General features: G+C 32.1%; 13 protein-coding genes. 12 read left to right on the top strand and 1 reads right to left on the bottom strand.

Features of this window, described 5'->3' with window-relative positions:
• The first annotated feature begins 4 nt into the window (after positions 1-4).
• From tamL to accD, 3 genes are all read left to right on the top strand, one after another.
• A complete protein-coding gene (gene tamL, locus ABD766_RS03185) occupies positions 5-2,551 on the top strand; it encodes a translocation and assembly module lipoprotein TamL (RefSeq protein WP_344815333.1) in 2,547 nt (848 codons plus the stop codon).
• 50 nt (positions 2,552-2,601) lie between these two features.
• Positions 2,602-3,669 (top strand): class II fructose-bisphosphate aldolase, encoded by a 1,068-nt coding sequence (gene fbaA, locus ABD766_RS03190; RefSeq protein ID WP_344815334.1) that lies wholly within the window; start codon positions 2,602-2,604, stop codon positions 3,667-3,669.
• A gap of 74 nt (positions 3,670-3,743) precedes the next feature.
• Positions 3,744-4,598: an acetyl-CoA carboxylase, carboxyltransferase subunit beta gene (gene accD, locus ABD766_RS03195; RefSeq protein WP_298302955.1), complete on the top strand. Its 855-nt coding sequence runs from the start codon at positions 3,744-3,746 to the stop codon at positions 4,596-4,598.
• 89 nt (positions 4,599-4,687) lie between these two features.
• Here accD and ABD766_RS03200 read toward each other — a convergent pair whose 3' ends face one another.
• On the bottom strand, positions 4,688-5,935 hold the full coding sequence (locus ABD766_RS03200; protein WP_344815336.1) for an ABC transporter permease: 1,248 nt from the start codon (positions 5,933-5,935) through the stop codon (positions 4,688-4,690).
• Between the two features lie 613 nt (positions 5,936-6,548).
• Between ABD766_RS03200 and ABD766_RS03205 the strand changes: the two genes are divergently transcribed.
• The 9 genes from ABD766_RS03205 to rodA all read left to right on the top strand — a co-directional run bounded on the left by ABD766_RS03205 (position 6,549) and on the right by rodA (position 17,503).
• A complete protein-coding gene (locus tag ABD766_RS03205) occupies positions 6,549-7,622 on the top strand; it encodes an LPP20 family lipoprotein (protein ID WP_344815337.1) in 1,074 nt (357 codons plus the stop codon).
• Positions 7,623-7,729: 107 nt separating this feature from the next.
• Positions 7,730-8,875 carry a DUF6175 family protein gene (locus ABD766_RS03210; protein ID WP_344815338.1) on the top strand — a complete coding sequence of 382 codons (1,146 nt, stop codon included), beginning with the start codon at positions 7,730-7,732 and terminating at the stop codon, positions 8,873-8,875.
• A gap of 12 nt (positions 8,876-8,887) precedes the next feature.
• Entirely contained in the window at positions 8,888-9,922 is a 1,035-nt protein-coding gene (locus ABD766_RS03215) for a proline and serine-rich protein 1 family protein (protein WP_344815339.1), read from the top strand.
• Positions 9,923-10,229: 307 nt separating this feature from the next.
• Entirely contained in the window at positions 10,230-11,756 is a 1,527-nt protein-coding gene (purH, locus tag ABD766_RS03220) for a bifunctional phosphoribosylaminoimidazolecarboxamide formyltransferase/IMP cyclohydrolase (RefSeq protein ID WP_344815340.1), read from the top strand.
• A 57-nt stretch (positions 11,757-11,813) separates the two neighbouring features.
• On the top strand, positions 11,814-12,842 hold the full coding sequence (locus ABD766_RS03225) for a rod shape-determining protein (RefSeq protein WP_298302974.1): 1,029 nt from the start codon (positions 11,814-11,816) through the stop codon (positions 12,840-12,842).
• 89 nt (positions 12,843-12,931) lie between these two features.
• Positions 12,932-13,759, top strand: coding sequence for a rod shape-determining protein MreC (gene mreC, locus ABD766_RS03230; protein ID WP_298302977.1), 828 nt, complete (start codon positions 12,932-12,934; stop codon positions 13,757-13,759).
• Positions 13,752-14,258 (top strand): rod shape-determining protein MreD, encoded by a 507-nt coding sequence (locus tag ABD766_RS03235; RefSeq protein WP_344815341.1) that lies wholly within the window; start codon positions 13,752-13,754, stop codon positions 14,256-14,258. Before mreC ends, ABD766_RS03235 begins: the two co-directional genes overlap by 8 nt.
• A complete protein-coding gene (mrdA, locus tag ABD766_RS03240) occupies positions 14,255-16,225 on the top strand; it encodes a penicillin-binding protein 2 (protein ID WP_344815342.1) in 1,971 nt (656 codons plus the stop codon). Before ABD766_RS03235 ends, mrdA begins: the two co-directional genes overlap by 4 nt.
• A 12-nt stretch (positions 16,226-16,237) precedes the next feature.
• Positions 16,238-17,503 carry a rod shape-determining protein RodA gene (rodA, locus tag ABD766_RS03245; protein ID WP_344815343.1) on the top strand — a complete coding sequence of 422 codons (1,266 nt, stop codon included), beginning with the start codon at positions 16,238-16,240 and terminating at the stop codon, positions 17,501-17,503.
• Position 17,504 lies beyond the last annotated feature (1 nt).

The raw sequence follows: 17,504 nt of genomic DNA on the forward strand, positions 1-17,504 counted from the left end.
CCCATTGAAAAAACACGTTACAAAAATATCATTATTTATTTTAATCGGACTCATAATTGTCTCTTGTAATGTCACAAAAAAAGTGCCTGCTGGAAAACGACTTCTTGTTAAAAACGAAATAACCGTTGACAATAAAGAGACCAAGCAAGAAGATGTCTTTATTCAATTGTATCAAAAACCCAATAGTTCCATACTTGGTTATCGTTTGCGTTTAAATTTATTCAATCTCGCTAAGAAAAACGCCGACACTTCTTATGCAAAATGGTTGGCAAAAAAAACTAATCGTAGAAAAAATCTAGCCAAATTGCTTTCTGAAAAACAAGTTGATCGTCTTGGAAAATCATTTCTAGTTTCTGGATTTAGTAATTTTTTAATGAAAACTGGTGAAGCTCCAGTGGTTTTTGATAGTGTTAGTACAAAAAAATCACTCAGAAGATTAGAATCTTTCTATTACAACAAAGGTTATTTTGATGTCAAAGCAAATTACACAAGAGATACTAGTGTTTCCAAAAAAATTGGGATTAAATATAATGTTGATTTAAAAAAACCTTACATAATTGATTCTCTAAAAACCGTAATTGAAACACCGGCGCTAGATTCGTTATATCAAACAAGAAAAAGCAATTCGATTATTAAATCAAATGTACAATACAATACAGAAGATTTCAATAATGAAAGAAATAGAATCACAACCCATTTTAGAAATAACGGCGCTTTCCTTTTTCAACAAAATTACATTACTTACAAGTTAGACACTATTGATACAAACAAAAAAGTAAATGTGAAATTACTCATAAAAGATTATTCTTACAGAGAAGATGATTCTTCTAAAACTGCTCCTTTTAAATTATATAAAATAAGTAAAGTTGCCATTTATACAGACCATACAACCAACAAAAACGATACAAAAATAAAAGACAGTCTAGAATATAAAGACTTTTTCTTGTACAGTGAAAACAAATTAAAATACCGTCCAAAAGCAATTACAGATGCTGTTTTCATTACCAAAGGAAGTTTGTATTCTGACAATTCTAATGTGCTTACCACTCGCTACTTGAGTAATCTAAAAGTATTTAACTATCCAACAATTCAATATAAAGTTGACCCTAAAGATGAAAATGCTTTGATTGCAAATATTTTCTTAACTCCAAGAAAGAAATATACTTTCGGTGCTTCAGTAGATTTCACGCATTCTAATATTCAAGATTTTGGTATTTCTGGAAACACTTCTATGGGAATTAGAAATGTATTTAACGGAGCAGAAACTTTTGAACTTGGATTTAGAGGAAACGTTGGCGCATCAAGAGATAATGCTAATCCGAACAATACTTTTTTTAATATTTCAGAAATTGGTATTGATGCCAAATTGAATTTTCCTAGAATTTTCTTCCCATTTAATACCGAAAAAATTATTGCAAAAAGTATGATTCCATCTACTTCTATAAGTGTGGGTTTTGCAAAACAAAGAAACATTGGATTAGACAAACAAAACTTTACAAGTAGCTTTACGTACAATTGGACACCTACAAGAGATACTGCCTTCCGATTTGATATTTTAAATATTCAATTTGTTAAAAATGTAAACATTGGAAATTATTTCAATATTTATCAATCTTCCTATAATGTTTTGAATCTTCTAGCAAACAATTATTCTAATAATCCAGACTATTTTGACAATAATAAATTAATTATTGGAACTGGAACAGATGGTTTTGTAAACGATGCTTTATTTGGTTCTTTATCAAGTTCTATAAGCGCAAGTGATTTAAAAACCATCAGAAGTATCGAAGAAAGAAGAAAAAGATTAACAGAAAACAACTTGATTTTTGCGACTAGTTTGAGCTATTCTAAAACAACTAGCAAAGGGTTAAACGACAATAGTTTCTATTCGTATAAAACCAAAATTGAATCAGCAGGAAACCTACTTTCACTTTTGGCAAGAGCTTCTAAACAGCTTGAAAATCAATCTGGCGCCAACACTTTTTTTGAAGTAGAATATTCTCAATACATAAAAGGAGAATTTGAATTTATTAAACACTGGAATTTTGGAGGCAAAAAGGTAGTAGCTATAAGAAGTTTTGCTGGTATCGCAGTTCCTTATGGTAATTCTAATAGTATTCCGTTTTCTCGAAGTTATTTTTCTGGAGGTTCAAATGATAACCGCTCTTGGCAACCCTACAGCTTAGGTCCAGGAAGTAGTGGTGCTATCAACGACTTTAATGAAGCCAATATGAAACTAGCTTTTAGTGCGGAACTTCGATATAACTTATTCGGAAAATTCAATAGTGCGATTTTTACTGATATCGGAAACATTTGGAATGTTTTTGACAACGTTACCGATGAAGCAAATAAATTCAAAGGATTTGAATCCATGAAAGAACTTGCTGTAGGAACTGGAGTAGGTTTACGATACGATCAAGGTCTGTTTGTAGTGCGATTTGACCTCGGATTTAAAACCTATAATCCCTCAAAAATTGAAAATGAAAGATGGTTTAGAGAATTGAATTTTTCTAAATCAGTATTAAATATTGGAATAAATTATCCTTTCTAATTTTAGAAATTATTACTTTTGTAAACTTAACTAAAAAACATAACTACAAGATGTCACACAATATCAAACCTGGAGTTGCCACTGGAGATGAAGTTCAAGCAATTTTTGCTTATGCAAAAGAAAAAGGATTCGCGCTTCCTGCGGTTAACGTAACTGGTTCAAGTACCATCAATGGTGTTTTAGAAACAGCAGCCAAATTAAATGCACCGGTAATCATTCAATTTTCAAATGGTGGAGCACAATTTAACGCTGGAAAAGGACTTTCTAACGCTGGCGAAAAATCGGCTATTGCTGGTGGAATTGCTGGAGCAAAACACGTTCATACTTTAGCAGAAGCTTATGGAGCAACTGTTATTCTTCATACAGATCACTGTGCAAAAAAATTATTACCTTGGATTGATGGTTTATTAGATGCTTCTGAAAAACATTTTGCAGAAACAGGAAAACCTTTGTATTCATCACACATGATTGACTTGTCTGAAGAACCAATTGAAGAAAACATCGAAATCTGTAAAACTTATTTAGCTCGTATGAGTAAAATTGGAATGACTTTAGAAATTGAATTAGGAATTACTGGTGGTGAAGAAGACGGAGTGGATAATTCTGATGTTGATAGTTCTAAATTATACACACAACCTTCAGAAGTTGCTTATGCTTATGAAGAACTTTTAAAAGTTAGCCCAAGATTCACAATCGCAGCTTCTTTCGGAAATGTTCATGGTGTTTACAAACCAGGAAATGTAAAATTAACTCCAAAAATCTTGAAAAACTCTCAAGAGTATGTTCAAGAAAAATTCAATACTGGAGCAAATCCTGTTGATTTTGTATTCCACGGTGGTTCAGGTTCTACATTAGAAGAAATTAGAGAAGCTATTTCTTATGGTGTAATCAAGATGAATATTGATACTGACTTACAATTTGCTTTCACAGAAGGAATTCGTGATTATATGGTAAACAATATTGAGTATTTAAAAACTCAAATCGGTAATCCAGAAGGTGCTGATTCACCAAATAAAAAACATTATGACCCAAGAAAATGGGTTCGTGAAGGAGAAGTTACTTTCAACAAAAGATTAGAGCAAGCATTTGCTGATTTAAACAACGTGAATACTTTATAATGTAAGATTAAGGATTTGGGATTAAGGATTTTAAAATCCTAATTCTCAGATTCCTAATTCCAAAATACAAAATTATGGCTTGGTTTAAAAGAAAAGAAAAAGGAATTACTACTGCAACTGAGGACAAAAAAGATGTTCCTAAAGGATTGTGGTACAAATCGCCAACAGGAAAAATTATTGATACTGACGAATTAGCTAGAAATCTTTGGGTAAGTCCAGAAGACGATTTTCATGTTAGAATCGGAAGTAAAGAATATTTCGAAATTTTGTTCGATAACAACGAATTCAAAGAGTTGGATGCTAAAATGACATCTAAAGATCCTTTAAACTTTACAGATACTAAAAAATATTCTGAACGATTGAAAGACGTTATGGACAAAACCAAATTGAAAGATGCGGTTAGAACAGGCGTTGGAAAATCTAAAGGTAAAGATTTAGTGGTTTGTTGTATGGATTTTGCCTTTATTGGTGGATCAATGGGAGCTGTTGTTGGAGAAAAAATTGCTCGTGGAATTGATTATTCTATCAAACACAACGTACCGTTTTTAATGATTTCAAAATCAGGTGGTGCTCGTATGATGGAAGCGGCTTTTTCATTGATGCAATTAGCTAAAACCTCAGCAAAATTAGCGCAATTAGCCGAAGCAAAAATTCCTTACATTTCATTATGTACAGACCCAACGACTGGCGGAACTACAGCATCTTACGCTATGTTAGGTGATATTAATATCGCTGAACCAGGAGCATTAATTGGATTTGCTGGGCCTAGAGTAGTTCGTGATACCACAGGTAAAGATTTACCAGAAGGTTTTCAAACATCAGAATTTTTGTTAGAACACGGTTTCTTAGATTTTATAACTCCAAGAAAGGAACTAAAAGACAAAATCAATCTATATATCGATTTAATTTTGAATCAAGAAATTAGATAGATTTTAAAAGATATTTAAAAACAAAAAACACAAAGTAATTGCTTTGTGTTTTTTTTATGATGTAAAGCCTAAAACCTAAAACCTATACATTACATTCCACTACGAATGGCTTCAACTGGATCAAGTTTTGAAGCTGAGATAGCCGGTAAAATTCCTGCAATTAATCCTATTATAATGGCTAAACCTGAGCCTAACATAATATTGCTTAAACTCAATACAAACTCAAAGTCGAGTAGTTTTGTTAAGGTAATTGCAATAATCCAAACAAGAAAAATTCCTATCAATCCTCCAATTAAACACAAGATTACAGCTTCAAATAAAAACTGAAATAAGATGAATCTATTTTTAGCACCGAGAGATTTCTGAATTCCGATTAAGTTGGTTCGTTCTTTTACAGAAACAAACATAATGTTGGCTACACCAAAACCTCCAACCAAAAGAGAAAATCCTGCAATAACCCATCCGCCAAGATTCATAAAACCAATTACGCCATCAATCAAATCTGTAAAACCTGAAAAAACGTTCACAAAAAAGTTATCAATTTCACCAGTTTTAACTCCACGAAACGTACGCAGTTTTTGCTTTAAATCGGCTTTGAAGGCTTCCATATCGATGCCTTTTTTGGGTTTGATAACAATTACTGGCGTCATCGAATCGTTATTATCGCCGTACATTCTTCTAATGAAATTCACAGGAATAAATGCTGAAGTATCATCGTCACCAAACATTCCGGCACCTTGTTTTTTCAACACGCCAATCACAGTAAAACGTTGTCCGTAAAGTCTGATTTCCTTTCCGATGGGATCTATATTTTCAAAAAGACTGTTGGCTAACTCGTGTCCAATAACAGTTACAGCAGCACCAGAATTTGATTCCGATTCGTTGTAAAATCGTCCATCGGTAAATTCTAAACCTTGAATATCAATAAACTCATAAGAAACCGGAACCACATTTACATTACTTACCGATTTCTCTTCATATTTTACGGTTTCCCAACTCAAGAAAATCTGAAAAGCTAATTCTTGTGCGTCTGGAAGTGATGTTTTAAGATACTCATATTCGGTGTAAGTCACATCTGGAAATTGCTCTCGCTTCCATCTTGGCACTTCAGAAGGACCAAAACTACCTTTGAATAAATAAATAGTATTTTTATCTAAACTGCTTAACTCCTTTTTGATTTTTTGATCTAAAGAATCTACTGCAGCTAAAACCGCAATGATGGAAAATATTCCAATCGTTACTCCAAGCAGCGAAAGAAGTGTACGCAACTTATTGTTTCGCAACGCATTCATTGCAAAACTGAAACTTTCACTCAATAATCGAAGGTAAACAAGCATATCGGTTTTATTTTCTAGGTCAAATTTAAGATATTAGTAAATAAAATGATGGAATTGTTACAGAAATTAAAGTGAAATTGTGATTTTAACATCTATTCTGTAGTAATTGATATCTATATCTAACAACTACCAGGCTTCATTTACTTCAGAAAAGTCATGATGAAATTGCAGAAGATTTTATAAAAAGTAAATTGTTAGAGCTAACATTATAAACCACTCAAAATTTTGCTTGCAATCTCTGGAAATAAATCGTAGTCAATCCTTATTAAAATCATGAGTAAAACCAGCTAATTTTACAATAGTATAATAATTGTAATCTTTGGTTGTGTGACAAGTCACCTTAATTTTTGTTTGATAGCGTTTGACTTAGTCCTAGACATTCTATCATTAATAAGTAAACGTTATTTATAGAGATTTAAAATCCCTCTTTTTGACTTTAATAGTCTTCAAACAGAATAAATTGTTGTTTAATTTATAAATTAATATCTTTGTACATTATGTTACTTTAAAATCTATTTTTGATTAAATGTACAATATAAAATATCAATTAAATCTGATAACTAATTAGTTATTCAAAATACTATAACCAATTTAAAAATTAAAAACTTAACATATGACCAAGAAATACTCCGTTATTGCAATAGCGCTTGTGTTTTCGTTCTTTTCTGCAATAGAATCGACTTATGCACAGACAAAATCTACTAAAAAAGCACAAAAAAGAGCAGCAAAAGCTTCAAAAAAAGCTCCAAAGAAAGAAGACGCTCTTGTTTTACAACAGGTTGAAGTTGTTCAACAACCACAAACTACCACTACCACTACCATTCCCTCTACTCCGGTTCCTTCTCTAGCTACAACTCCAATAAAAACAATCCAATATTCAGACATCGCTGCAAATAGTCAAGATCTAGTTATTACAAAACCTAATGGTAATGTAAATTGGACACAACAATATATTGAAGCCAATGGTCAATCGGTTATAGACAACGAACGCTTTAAAAACAGTGCTCAAGCTAAATTAATGGCTACAAGAGGCGCAGTAGTTGTCGCTCAGCGTAATTTACTAGAAATTGTAAAAGGTGTTCAAATTGTTGGCGAAACTACCGTTCAAGATATGATTACTACTAGTGATTATGTTTATTCTAGAGTTGAAGGTGTCGTTAAAGGTGCGCAACAAATTGGTGAGGCTAAAGAAAAAGATGGCTTTATTGAAGTGCGATTAAGAATGCCTATTTATGGTAAAGAAAGTTTGGCAGGAACTCTAGATGATCAATTGTTAGCAAGAGCCAGAAAAGAAAATGGATTTGAAAAATCACCATTACTTGACCAAGAAGGTTCAGATGGTAATGAAGGTATTGATGGATCTAATCCAATTGTATTTAATGTCGAAAACCAAGGTCAAATTGACCCATCCATGTATCCTATAGTTGTCGATGATAACGGAAAAGTCTTGTTTGATTTTTCGCAACATTTTAGACTAAAAGAAGGCAAGTTTCCGCAGTACTTGCAGATGGGAAAAGATATTCTTCAAGCTTTAGGAAACACAAAAGGTGTTGATATTATTAATATGATTCAAACAGGAAAAGGTCAATTTCAAATTCCACAAAAATCATCAAAAAAAGTTTTTTGGAATAAAGTAGCACGAATTGCACAAGATGTGGGCGCTGCACTATTTAAACTGGTTTTCTAAGAAATAGGTTGCAATTACAAATTCAATTATATTTTAAAACAAACGATAAATAAAAATGCATTTGTAAAGATGTGTTTTACTTTAATCAAAATTAGATTTTATAAAAAATGAACCGCAGAATTATACTAGTACTACTCTTTTTTATTACAACTATAAGCTTTTCTCAACAAGCAATTGAGTCTAAAGGAACTGGATTAAATAGAGCTGATGCCTTGCAAGATGCTCTAAGAAATGCTGTTTCTCAAGCTGTAGGTGTTAGCTTGCGCTCAGAAACACGAGTTGAAAATTATATGATTATTTCTGATGCCATTGCCTCTAATACATCAGGATATATTAAAAAATACAACATCTTGAAAGAAATTCCATTTCCAGATCGATTTGAAATTACCATTCAAGCCGAAGTTACGACCAACAGTTTAGAAGCCGATTTTAAATTATTAAGTAAAACTATCGGTGGCGTGAGATTTCTTGTAACAGTAGATCCATCAGTTCAAAATGAAAATGAGAAAAAAGAACTACAACTCGCTGTAGATAAAATTAATGGATTCTTAGCAGAACGCTCCTACCGCTATGTAGACCAATCTAGACTAAAAACATTGCAAAACGAAAGAAGTAATTTAATGCAAGATAGTAATGCGTCATTAAGCTATGCACAACAATTGGCAGTTTTATCTAACGCCCAGTTTATTATCTTGGTAAGTCAGCTAACAACATCAGAAGTTAAAGGAGCCTTTGATATTGTGCAAGGGAAAAAAGTAGGTTTTCAAGCGAGAGCATTTGATAATTGTACTGGTGAAGGTTTGGGCACCATAACATTGGAAAGTTTACCAAAAAGTGGTACAACAACAAATACTACACAAGCTATAAATCAAGCCGTAGATTTAAACTTTTCAAAACTTATAGGTATGTTTACAAGTTACATGGGCAATTGGGTTAATTCGGGTACACCTTACGAACTTCGATTTTATAATTCTGGAAGCTTTAGAGATTTAAGAACTTTAAGAACGAAACTAAAAGCAGATAAAAGTTTTGGCGGAGATCTTGAAATAGTATCAGCTAATAATTATACTAAACTAATTTGCACATACAAAGATAAAGCTGATGAACTTGCAGATAAAATATTAGATTACGCCGACGAAATTCCGACGCTTAAAAAACAACTTATTGATGTAAAAATGATTTATGGTCGTCAAATAAATTTTGCACCACAATCCTACATCATTCCAAATTTAGTGAAACCAATTCAACAATAAAAACAAAAACAGATGAAGACAAAATTACTACTTCTTTTTTTATTCACATCACAGTTAATTTTTGCACAAACCAGCTCAATAACAGTATTCTCGCAAGAAGGCGAACGTTTTTATGTAATTGTAAATGGAGTTAGACAAAATGACGCACCTACTACAAATGTAAAAGTTACCGATTTAGAAAAACCAAATTATCTAGTTAAAATCATTTTTGAAGATCAAAGTATTGCATCACTTAACCAAAATGTCAATTTGTTAGATTATGATGAAAAAAGAACTAATGTTACTTTCAATCTCAAAAGAGATAAAAAAGGAAAAATGAAAATGACAATAAATAGTTTTGATTATGATGTAAATTCATCCAAAGGAACCGATGTTGTAAAATATCATGAAGTAGAAAATCCAATTTCCATACCAACTAAAAACACTACATCAACACCAACTACAACTTCATCTACAACTAAAAACACATCTACAACTACAAATACAAATACAACACCAACAACAACTACTAAAACCGAAACAACGACCGTTGAAATGAATATGCTCGGTATTGGAGTGAATACAAAAATTGAAGAATCTGAAGACAATGTTAATGTAAACTTAAATATAGGTGGAATAAACACATCCGTTACCACCAAAACAGATACTCCTGTAAAACCTGGACGACCAAAAGTTTTGAAAGATGAAATAGTTACAGAAAAACCAATAGCCACTACTACTGTCGAAAATACTGCAAAAAACTGCACTACTAAGATGTCGACTGCCGATTTTCAAAGAGCAAAATCTTCTGTTGAAAAACAGTCTTTTGCCGAAACTAAAATGAAAGTTGCTAAGCAATTTACAACTTCCAATTGTTTGTCGACAGATCAAATTATAGAAATTGTAAATTTATTTTCATTTGAAGAAAACAAGTTAGATTACGCCAAATTTGCGTATTCAAAATGTGTTGACAAAAACAATTACTTTATGGTAAATGATGCTTTTAGCTTTTCATCTTCAACAGACGAATTAACCGAATACATTGAAAGTATTTCTAAAAATAAATAAAATTCTACTATGTTATTTCAATAAATAAACTGAACACTGTTTTAGCAAAACTAACTAATAACTTTGAAGCTTTTTTGTAGTAGAACAGTAGTTAGACCGATAAAAAAACCATAGCAATCTTAATTTTGTTATGGTTTTTTGTTTTATTAGAGATTAATTTTAATAGTTAATTTTCAAAGTGGTTGTCATAAAACTACAAAAGACAATTAGCTGACTTTTTTGAAACAAATTGTTAAATAAAACTACTTTTTTCTGAAAAAAAATAAGATTAATTATACTACTTTTGCGTGCTTAACAACACAACACAATGAACACTACAAAAACAATTCAATCTGCTCTCATTTCGGTATTTGATAAAACCGGATTAGAGCCTATTGTGAGACAACTTCACAAACAAAACGCAACCATTTATTCTACAGGAGGAACCGAAGAATTCATTAAAAATCTTGGTATTCCTGTAGTTCCTGTAGAAGATATTACTGCTTTTCCAGAGATTCTTGGTGGTAGAGTAAAAACATTACATCCTAAAATTTTTGGCGGTATTTTAAACCGTCAAGACAACCCAACCGATGTGGAACAAATGAAGCAGTTTGAGATTCCGCAAATCGACTTGGTTATTGTTGATTTATATCCTTTTGAAAAAACAGTGGCTTCAGGTGCAAATGAAACCGATGTTATTGAAAAAATTGACATTGGAGGAATTTCATTAATACGTGCTGCTGCAAAAAACTTTAAAGACACCGTAATTGTTCCCTCAGTTGCAGAATACGAATTGTTCTTAGGAATGATTACTGAAGGAAACGGCGCAACTACATTAGAACAAAGAAAATACTTGGCTACAAGAGCTTTTCACGTTTCATCAAATTACGACACCGCGATTTTCAATTATTTTAATACAGAAGACACGTATTACAAAGAAAGTATTGCTAATGGTCAAGTGTTGCGTTATGGAGAAAATCCACACCAAAAAGGATTCTTCTTTGGCGATTTTGAAGCTATGTTCACCAAATTGCACGGAAAAGAATTATCGTACAACAACTTGCTAGATGTTGACGCTGCTGTAAATTTGATTGAAGAATTTAAAAACAACGAACCGACTTTTGCTATTCTAAAACACAATAATGCATGCGGATTAGCAACAAGACCAACAATGAAAGAAGCTTATCTTGCTGCTTTGGCTTGTGATCCAACCTCTGCTTTTGGCGGAGTTTTAATGGCAAATGGTCATATTGATACTGACACTGCTAATGAAATCAATTCTTTATTTTGCGAAGTAGTAATTGCACCAAGTTATGATGACGAAGCGTTAAATATTCTACAAGAAAAAAAGAACCGAATTGTATTGACAATAAATGATGTACCTTTACCTCAACGCCAAGTAAGAACTTGTTTAAACGGATTGTTGGTACAAGATAAAAACAACGTTACAGATACTAAACAAGACTTAAAAAACGTTACTATAACAACACCTACAGAGCAAGAAGTAGAAGATTTATTGTTTGCGTCTAAAATATGTAAAAACACCAAGTCAAATACTATAGTTTTTGCCAAAAATAATACTTTGATTTCATCAGGAACTGGTCAAACTTCAAGAGTAGATGCTTTAAAACAAGCCATTGAAAAAGCAAACACTTTCGGATTTGATTTACATGGAGCTGTGATGGCAAGCGATGCTTTCTTCCCTTTTCCTGATTGTGTAGAGATTGCAAATCATGCAGGAATTACGGCTGTTATTCAACCTGGTGGTTCTATAAAAGACGAATTGAGCATCAATTATTGTAACGAAAATAAAGTTGCAATGGTATTTACAGGAACACGTCATTTTAAACATTAATTTTATTATTTTTGTAGGCTGATAAAAATTTAACAAACTAAACACCCTTTTTTGAATATGGGATTTTTTGATTTCATGACCGAGGATATAGCAATTGACCTTGGTACCGCTAATACACTAATCATTCACAACGACAAAGTTGTTATTGATAGTCCTTCTATTGTTGCAAGAGATAGAATCACTGGAAAAATCATCGCAGTTGGTAAAGAAGCCAACATGATGCAAGGTAAAACCCATGAAAACATCAAAACCATTCGACCATTAAAAGACGGAGTTATTGCCGATTTTGATGCATCAGAAAAGATGATTAGCATGTTTATCAAAAGTATTCCTGCTTTAAAGAAAAAAATGTTTACTCCTGCTTTGCGTATGGTGGTTTGTATTCCATCAGGAATTACTGAAGTAGAAATGCGTGCGGTAAAAGAATCGTGTGAGCGTGTAAACGGAAAAGAAGTTTACTTAATTCATGAGCCAATGGCTGCAGCAATCGGTATAGGTATCGATATTATGCAACCAAAAGGAAACATGATTGTTGATATTGGTGGTGGAACAACAGAAATTGCTGTAATTGCTCTTGGTGGAATTGTTTGTGACAAATCGGTAAAAATTGCCGGTGACGTTTTCACAAATGATATTATCTACTACATGAGAACACAACACAATTTATTTGTTGGAGAAACTACTGCAGAGAAAATCAAAATTCAAATCGGTGCCGCTACAGACACTTTAGATTCTCCACCAGATGATATGTCAGTTCAAGGTAGAGATTTACTTACTGGTAAACCAAAACAAGTAGAAGTTTCTTTTAGAGAAATTGCTAAAGCGCTAGACAAATCAATTCAACGTATTGAAGATGCTGTGATGGAGACTTTATCTCAAACTCCGCCAGAATTAGCTGCCGATATTTATAATACTGGTATTTATTTAGCTGGTGGTGGTTCGATGTTGAGAGGATTAGATAAACGTATTTCTCTTAAAACAGATTTACCAGTTTACATCGCTGAAGATCCTTTGAAAGCAGTTGTAAGAGGAACAGGTATGGCGTTGAAAAACATCCCAAAATTTAGAAGCATATTAATTAAATAAAATTCCAATTTTTTTAAATCCCAAATTCCAAATAGCGTTTTAAAATCTATATTGGAATTTGGAATTTGAAGTTTTATAACTTTTAAAAGATGCAGCAAATATTTAATTTCATATTTAAAAACAGCTATCGTATGCTGTTTTTGCTGCTTATGATAATAGCTGTTTCTTTAACCATTCAATCACATTCCTATCACAAAAGTAAAGTTATTAGTTCTGCCAATTTCTTCACTGGAGGTGTTTATGAAATGACTAGCAATGTAGAAGGTTATTTTAATTTAAAAGTACAAAACGAAGAACTTGCCAAAGAAAATGCTCGTTTGAAAGGATTACTTTTTAATATTAAAGACTCTACAAAAGTTCCGAATTTAGATTCTATCAAAGGTGTTAATAAAACCGACATCATTATTTCGAAAGTTATCAAAAACTCATATAGCAATCAGGTAAACTTCTTGACGCTGAACTCTGGTTCTAATCAAGGTGTTAAACCAGAAATGGGTGTAATCAATAGTTTAGGAATTGTAGGAGTTGTGGAAAATACCTCAGCAAATTACAGTACTGTATTGAGTATTTTAAATACTGAATCTCCTTTAAATGCTAAAGTTAAAAAATCTAATCATATTGGTTCATTAACTTGGAATGGTAAAAATACTGGTTTTGTTCAACTAACAGACGTTCCAAGATTGGCAACAGTTAGAAAAGGTGATACTATTGTTACTGGAGCGCAATCTACTATCTTTCCAGAAAACATCGGAATTGGAACCATTGAAAAAATTTACATCGATAATGAAACTAATTTGTACATGATAGACGTAAGACTTTTCAATGATATGACAAGTTTAGGTCACGTATACATCATCAGAAATAAAGATAGAGAAGAAATCATTAACTTAGAAAAGAAGACTCAAAAAAATGAATAGTGCTATGTTGTTCAATATGGCCCGTTTTATTTTACTGCTTGCGGTACAAGTTGTTATTTTTAATAACTTCAATTTCTTAGGTTATATCAATCCGTTTCCTTACATCCTTTTTATTATTCTTTATCCAGTTAATGGAAATAAATATGCTTTACTAATGTCAAGTTTTTTTCTAGGTATTACAATGGATTTATTTTGTAATTCTGGAGGAGTCCATGCTGCAGCTTGTCTACTATTAGCATTTGTAAGGCCATCTATTTTTAAATTTTCATTTGGTTTAAGTTATGAATATCAAACTGTTAGATTGAATGACACTTTAACGCCAGAGCGTTTTTCATTTATCCTATTAGCAGTAATAATACATCATTTAACACTTTTTGTTCTTGAAGTTTTTACTTTTGAATACCTTTGGGATATTGTTCTTAGAACTATTATTAGCACCATTTTTACTATTATAATTTGTATCTTAATTATTTACTTAATCAAGCCAAGTAAACGATGAGAAAAGCATTATTACCTTCTATAGTAATTATCACAGCATCTTTGTTGTTGATACGTATTTTTTATTTGCAAGTTATAGACGACTCTTTCAAACTAAAGTCCGAGAATAACGCCATTAAAATCAAATATGATTATCCGGAAAGAGGTTATGTATATGATAGAAATGGAAAATTATTAATTGCCAATCAACCATCCTATGATATTATGGTTGTGCCAAAAGATGTAAAAAACATAGATACTTTAGAGTTTTGTTCACTACTTGATATTAGCAAAGAATTTTTTATCAAAAAAATTAATAAAGCTAAAGTCTATAGTCCAATGCTTCCCTCTGTTTTTTTACCTCAATTAAACAAATTAGAATACGCTGCATTTCAGGAAAAAATTAGAAAATTTAGTGGTTTTTATATTCAAAAACGTTCGTTAAGAGATTATCAAGTTGATTATGGAGCCAATGTTTTTGGATTCATCACTCAAGTAAATGAAAATATCGTTAAAAAAAATCCATACTACATTGGAGGAGATTTAATTGGAAAACAAGGTATTGAGCAAAGCTACGAAGAATTTCTTAGAGGACAAAAAGGTGTAAAATACATTTTAAGAGACAAATTCAATAGAGAAATTGGTTCCTATAAAGAAGGAAAATACGATACGATTTCCAAACAAGGAAGTGATTTAACTTTAACTATTGATGGAGAACTTCAAAAATATGGTGAAGAATTAATGATTAATAAATGGGGTGGAATTGTGGCAATCGAACCAAAAACCGGTGAAATTTTAGCATTGGTTAGTGCTCCAAGTTATAATCCAGCTTTGTTAGTAGGTAGACAACGTTCAAAAAATTATACTTTACTTCATAATGATTCTATTGCAAAACCATTATATGATAGAGGTCTTTTGGCAGAATATACACCAGGTTCTCCTTTCAAAATCTTAACTGGATTAATTGCCTTACAAGAAGGAGTTGTCACTGATAGTACACGATTTTCATGTCATCGAGGCTTTAGTTATGCAAGAGGTCGATTTATGAAATGTCACTGTTCTGGTGGAGCTGTTGCTTTACATCGAGGAATTTATCAATCATGCAACACTTATTTTTCCAATTGTTATATCAAATTGATTAACAAATATAAAGACCACAGTTATGCAGTTGACAGATGGGCAGACCATTTAAAAAGTTTTGGCTTAGGCGCTTTTATGGGTTATGATTTGCCAATTGGAAAAAAAGGAAACATACCAACCTCTAAAACCTATAATAGAGTTTATAATGGTTGGAATTGGGATGGTAAAACCATTGTTTCAAATGCGATCGGTCAAGGAGAAGTGTTGATGACTCCTATTCAACTCGCCAATTTTATGGCTACTGTTGCTAATAGAGGTTATTATTATACACCTCACATTGTTAAGAGAATTAAAGGCAATATTATTGATAAAAAATACAGAACCAAACATACTACTACGATTGACAGAAAGTATTTTGAGCCTATAATCACAGGTATGAATGCAGTTTATGGTCCAGGCGGAACAGCTTCAGGGCTTGGAGTTGCAGGAATTGAAATCTGCGGAAAAACAGGTACAGCAGAGAATTATTTGAAAGTTAATGGTAAGCGCGTCAAACTTCAAGATCACTCGATATTTGTTGCTTTCGCTCCTAGAGACAATCCAAAAATTGCAATTGCAGTATTTGTTGAAAATGGATATTGGGGTAAACGTTGGGCTGGACCAATTACAACTTTAATGATTGAGAAATATTTAAACAAAAAAATCACTAAAGTTGATTTCGAAAAAAGAATGCTAACTGGAAGTTTGAAAGCACAATACGACAAGTTATATCCTAGAAAACATCAGGATAGTATTTCATTAATTAATAATAGAATTAAAGATAGTTTAGCAAAAATTAAAAGAACAAGAGATTCAATAAACGGAGTTTTGAAAAAGGAAATAAAAATTGATACTTTACAAAATCCCTAGTTTAAGTTAAAAATGAGAAACCAAAGTGTAACCAATAATATCGACTGGATTAGTATTGTCATTTACATTGCATTAGTTGTAATGGGATGGCTCAATATCTATTCGTCATCATTGTCTACCGTTTCAGAAGATGCTTCTATTTTTGATTTTACTCAAATTTATGGAAAGCAGTTTCTTTTTATCATTTTCTCTATTCCAATCATTTTTGTGGTTTTATCTGTAGAAGCTAAATTTTATGAAAAGTATTCTATAATTATTTTCGCCGTAGCTCTTTTATCATTAATTGGATTATTCCTTTTCGGAAAAACTATTGCTGGCCAGCGTTGTTGGTATGCCATAGGAAGTTTTACCTTACAACCTTCAGAGTTTGCAAAAGCTGCGACTTCACTAGCTTTGGCTAAATACTTAAGTGATGTTCAGGTTAACTTAAAAGACGTTAATAGGCAAATTCAAGTTTTAATTATCATTTTCCTTCCTGTAATGTTGATTCTTCCACAACCCGATCCTGGAAGTGCCTTAATTTACAGTGTATTCTTCATAGTACTTTACAGAGAAGGTTTGCCAGGTTGGTATTTACTTACTGGTTTTATAGCTATAATTTTATTCGTTTTAACTTTAGCAACCAACAACCCATACATTGTAATAGGAATTACTGCTTTAGTATTAATTATAAACTATTTTAGAAGTAGATTAGTTGACAGAAACATTATTGCAAGTGCTATTCTTTTGATTGTTATTACTGCTTTTTCATTTTCTGTAAATTTTGTTTTTAACAATGTGTTCAAACAACACCATAGAGATCGTTTCAATATTTTACTTGGTAAAGAAGTTGATATGAAAGGTGTTGGTTATAACACAAATCAATCTGAAATTGCTATTGGTTCGGGAGGATTTTTTGGGAAAGGTTACCTTGAAGGAACACAAACCAAAGGAGGTTTTGTACCAGAACAGCACACCGATTATATTTTTACAACCGTTGGTGAAGAATGGGGTTTCTTGGGTTCAATCTTTGTAATAGGTTTGTTTGTTGGATTAATACTAAGAGTGATTTATTTAGCCGAACGACAAAAAACAAAATTCAGTCGAGTCTATGGCTATTGCGTCGCCGGAATTCTTTTTATTCACTTTTTTGTAAATATAGCAATGGTTGTGGGTATTTTCCCAACGATTGGAGTTCCGTTACCTTTCTTTTCGTATGGAGGTTCCGGACTTTGGGGTTTCACAATATTGTTATTTATTTTCTTAAAAATGGATGCCAATAAAGTGAATGAATGGTAGT

This window comes from Flavobacterium cheonanense (assembly GCF_039539185.1).
Classification (GTDB): domain Bacteria; phylum Bacteroidota; class Bacteroidia; order Flavobacteriales; family Flavobacteriaceae; genus Flavobacterium; species Flavobacterium cheonanense.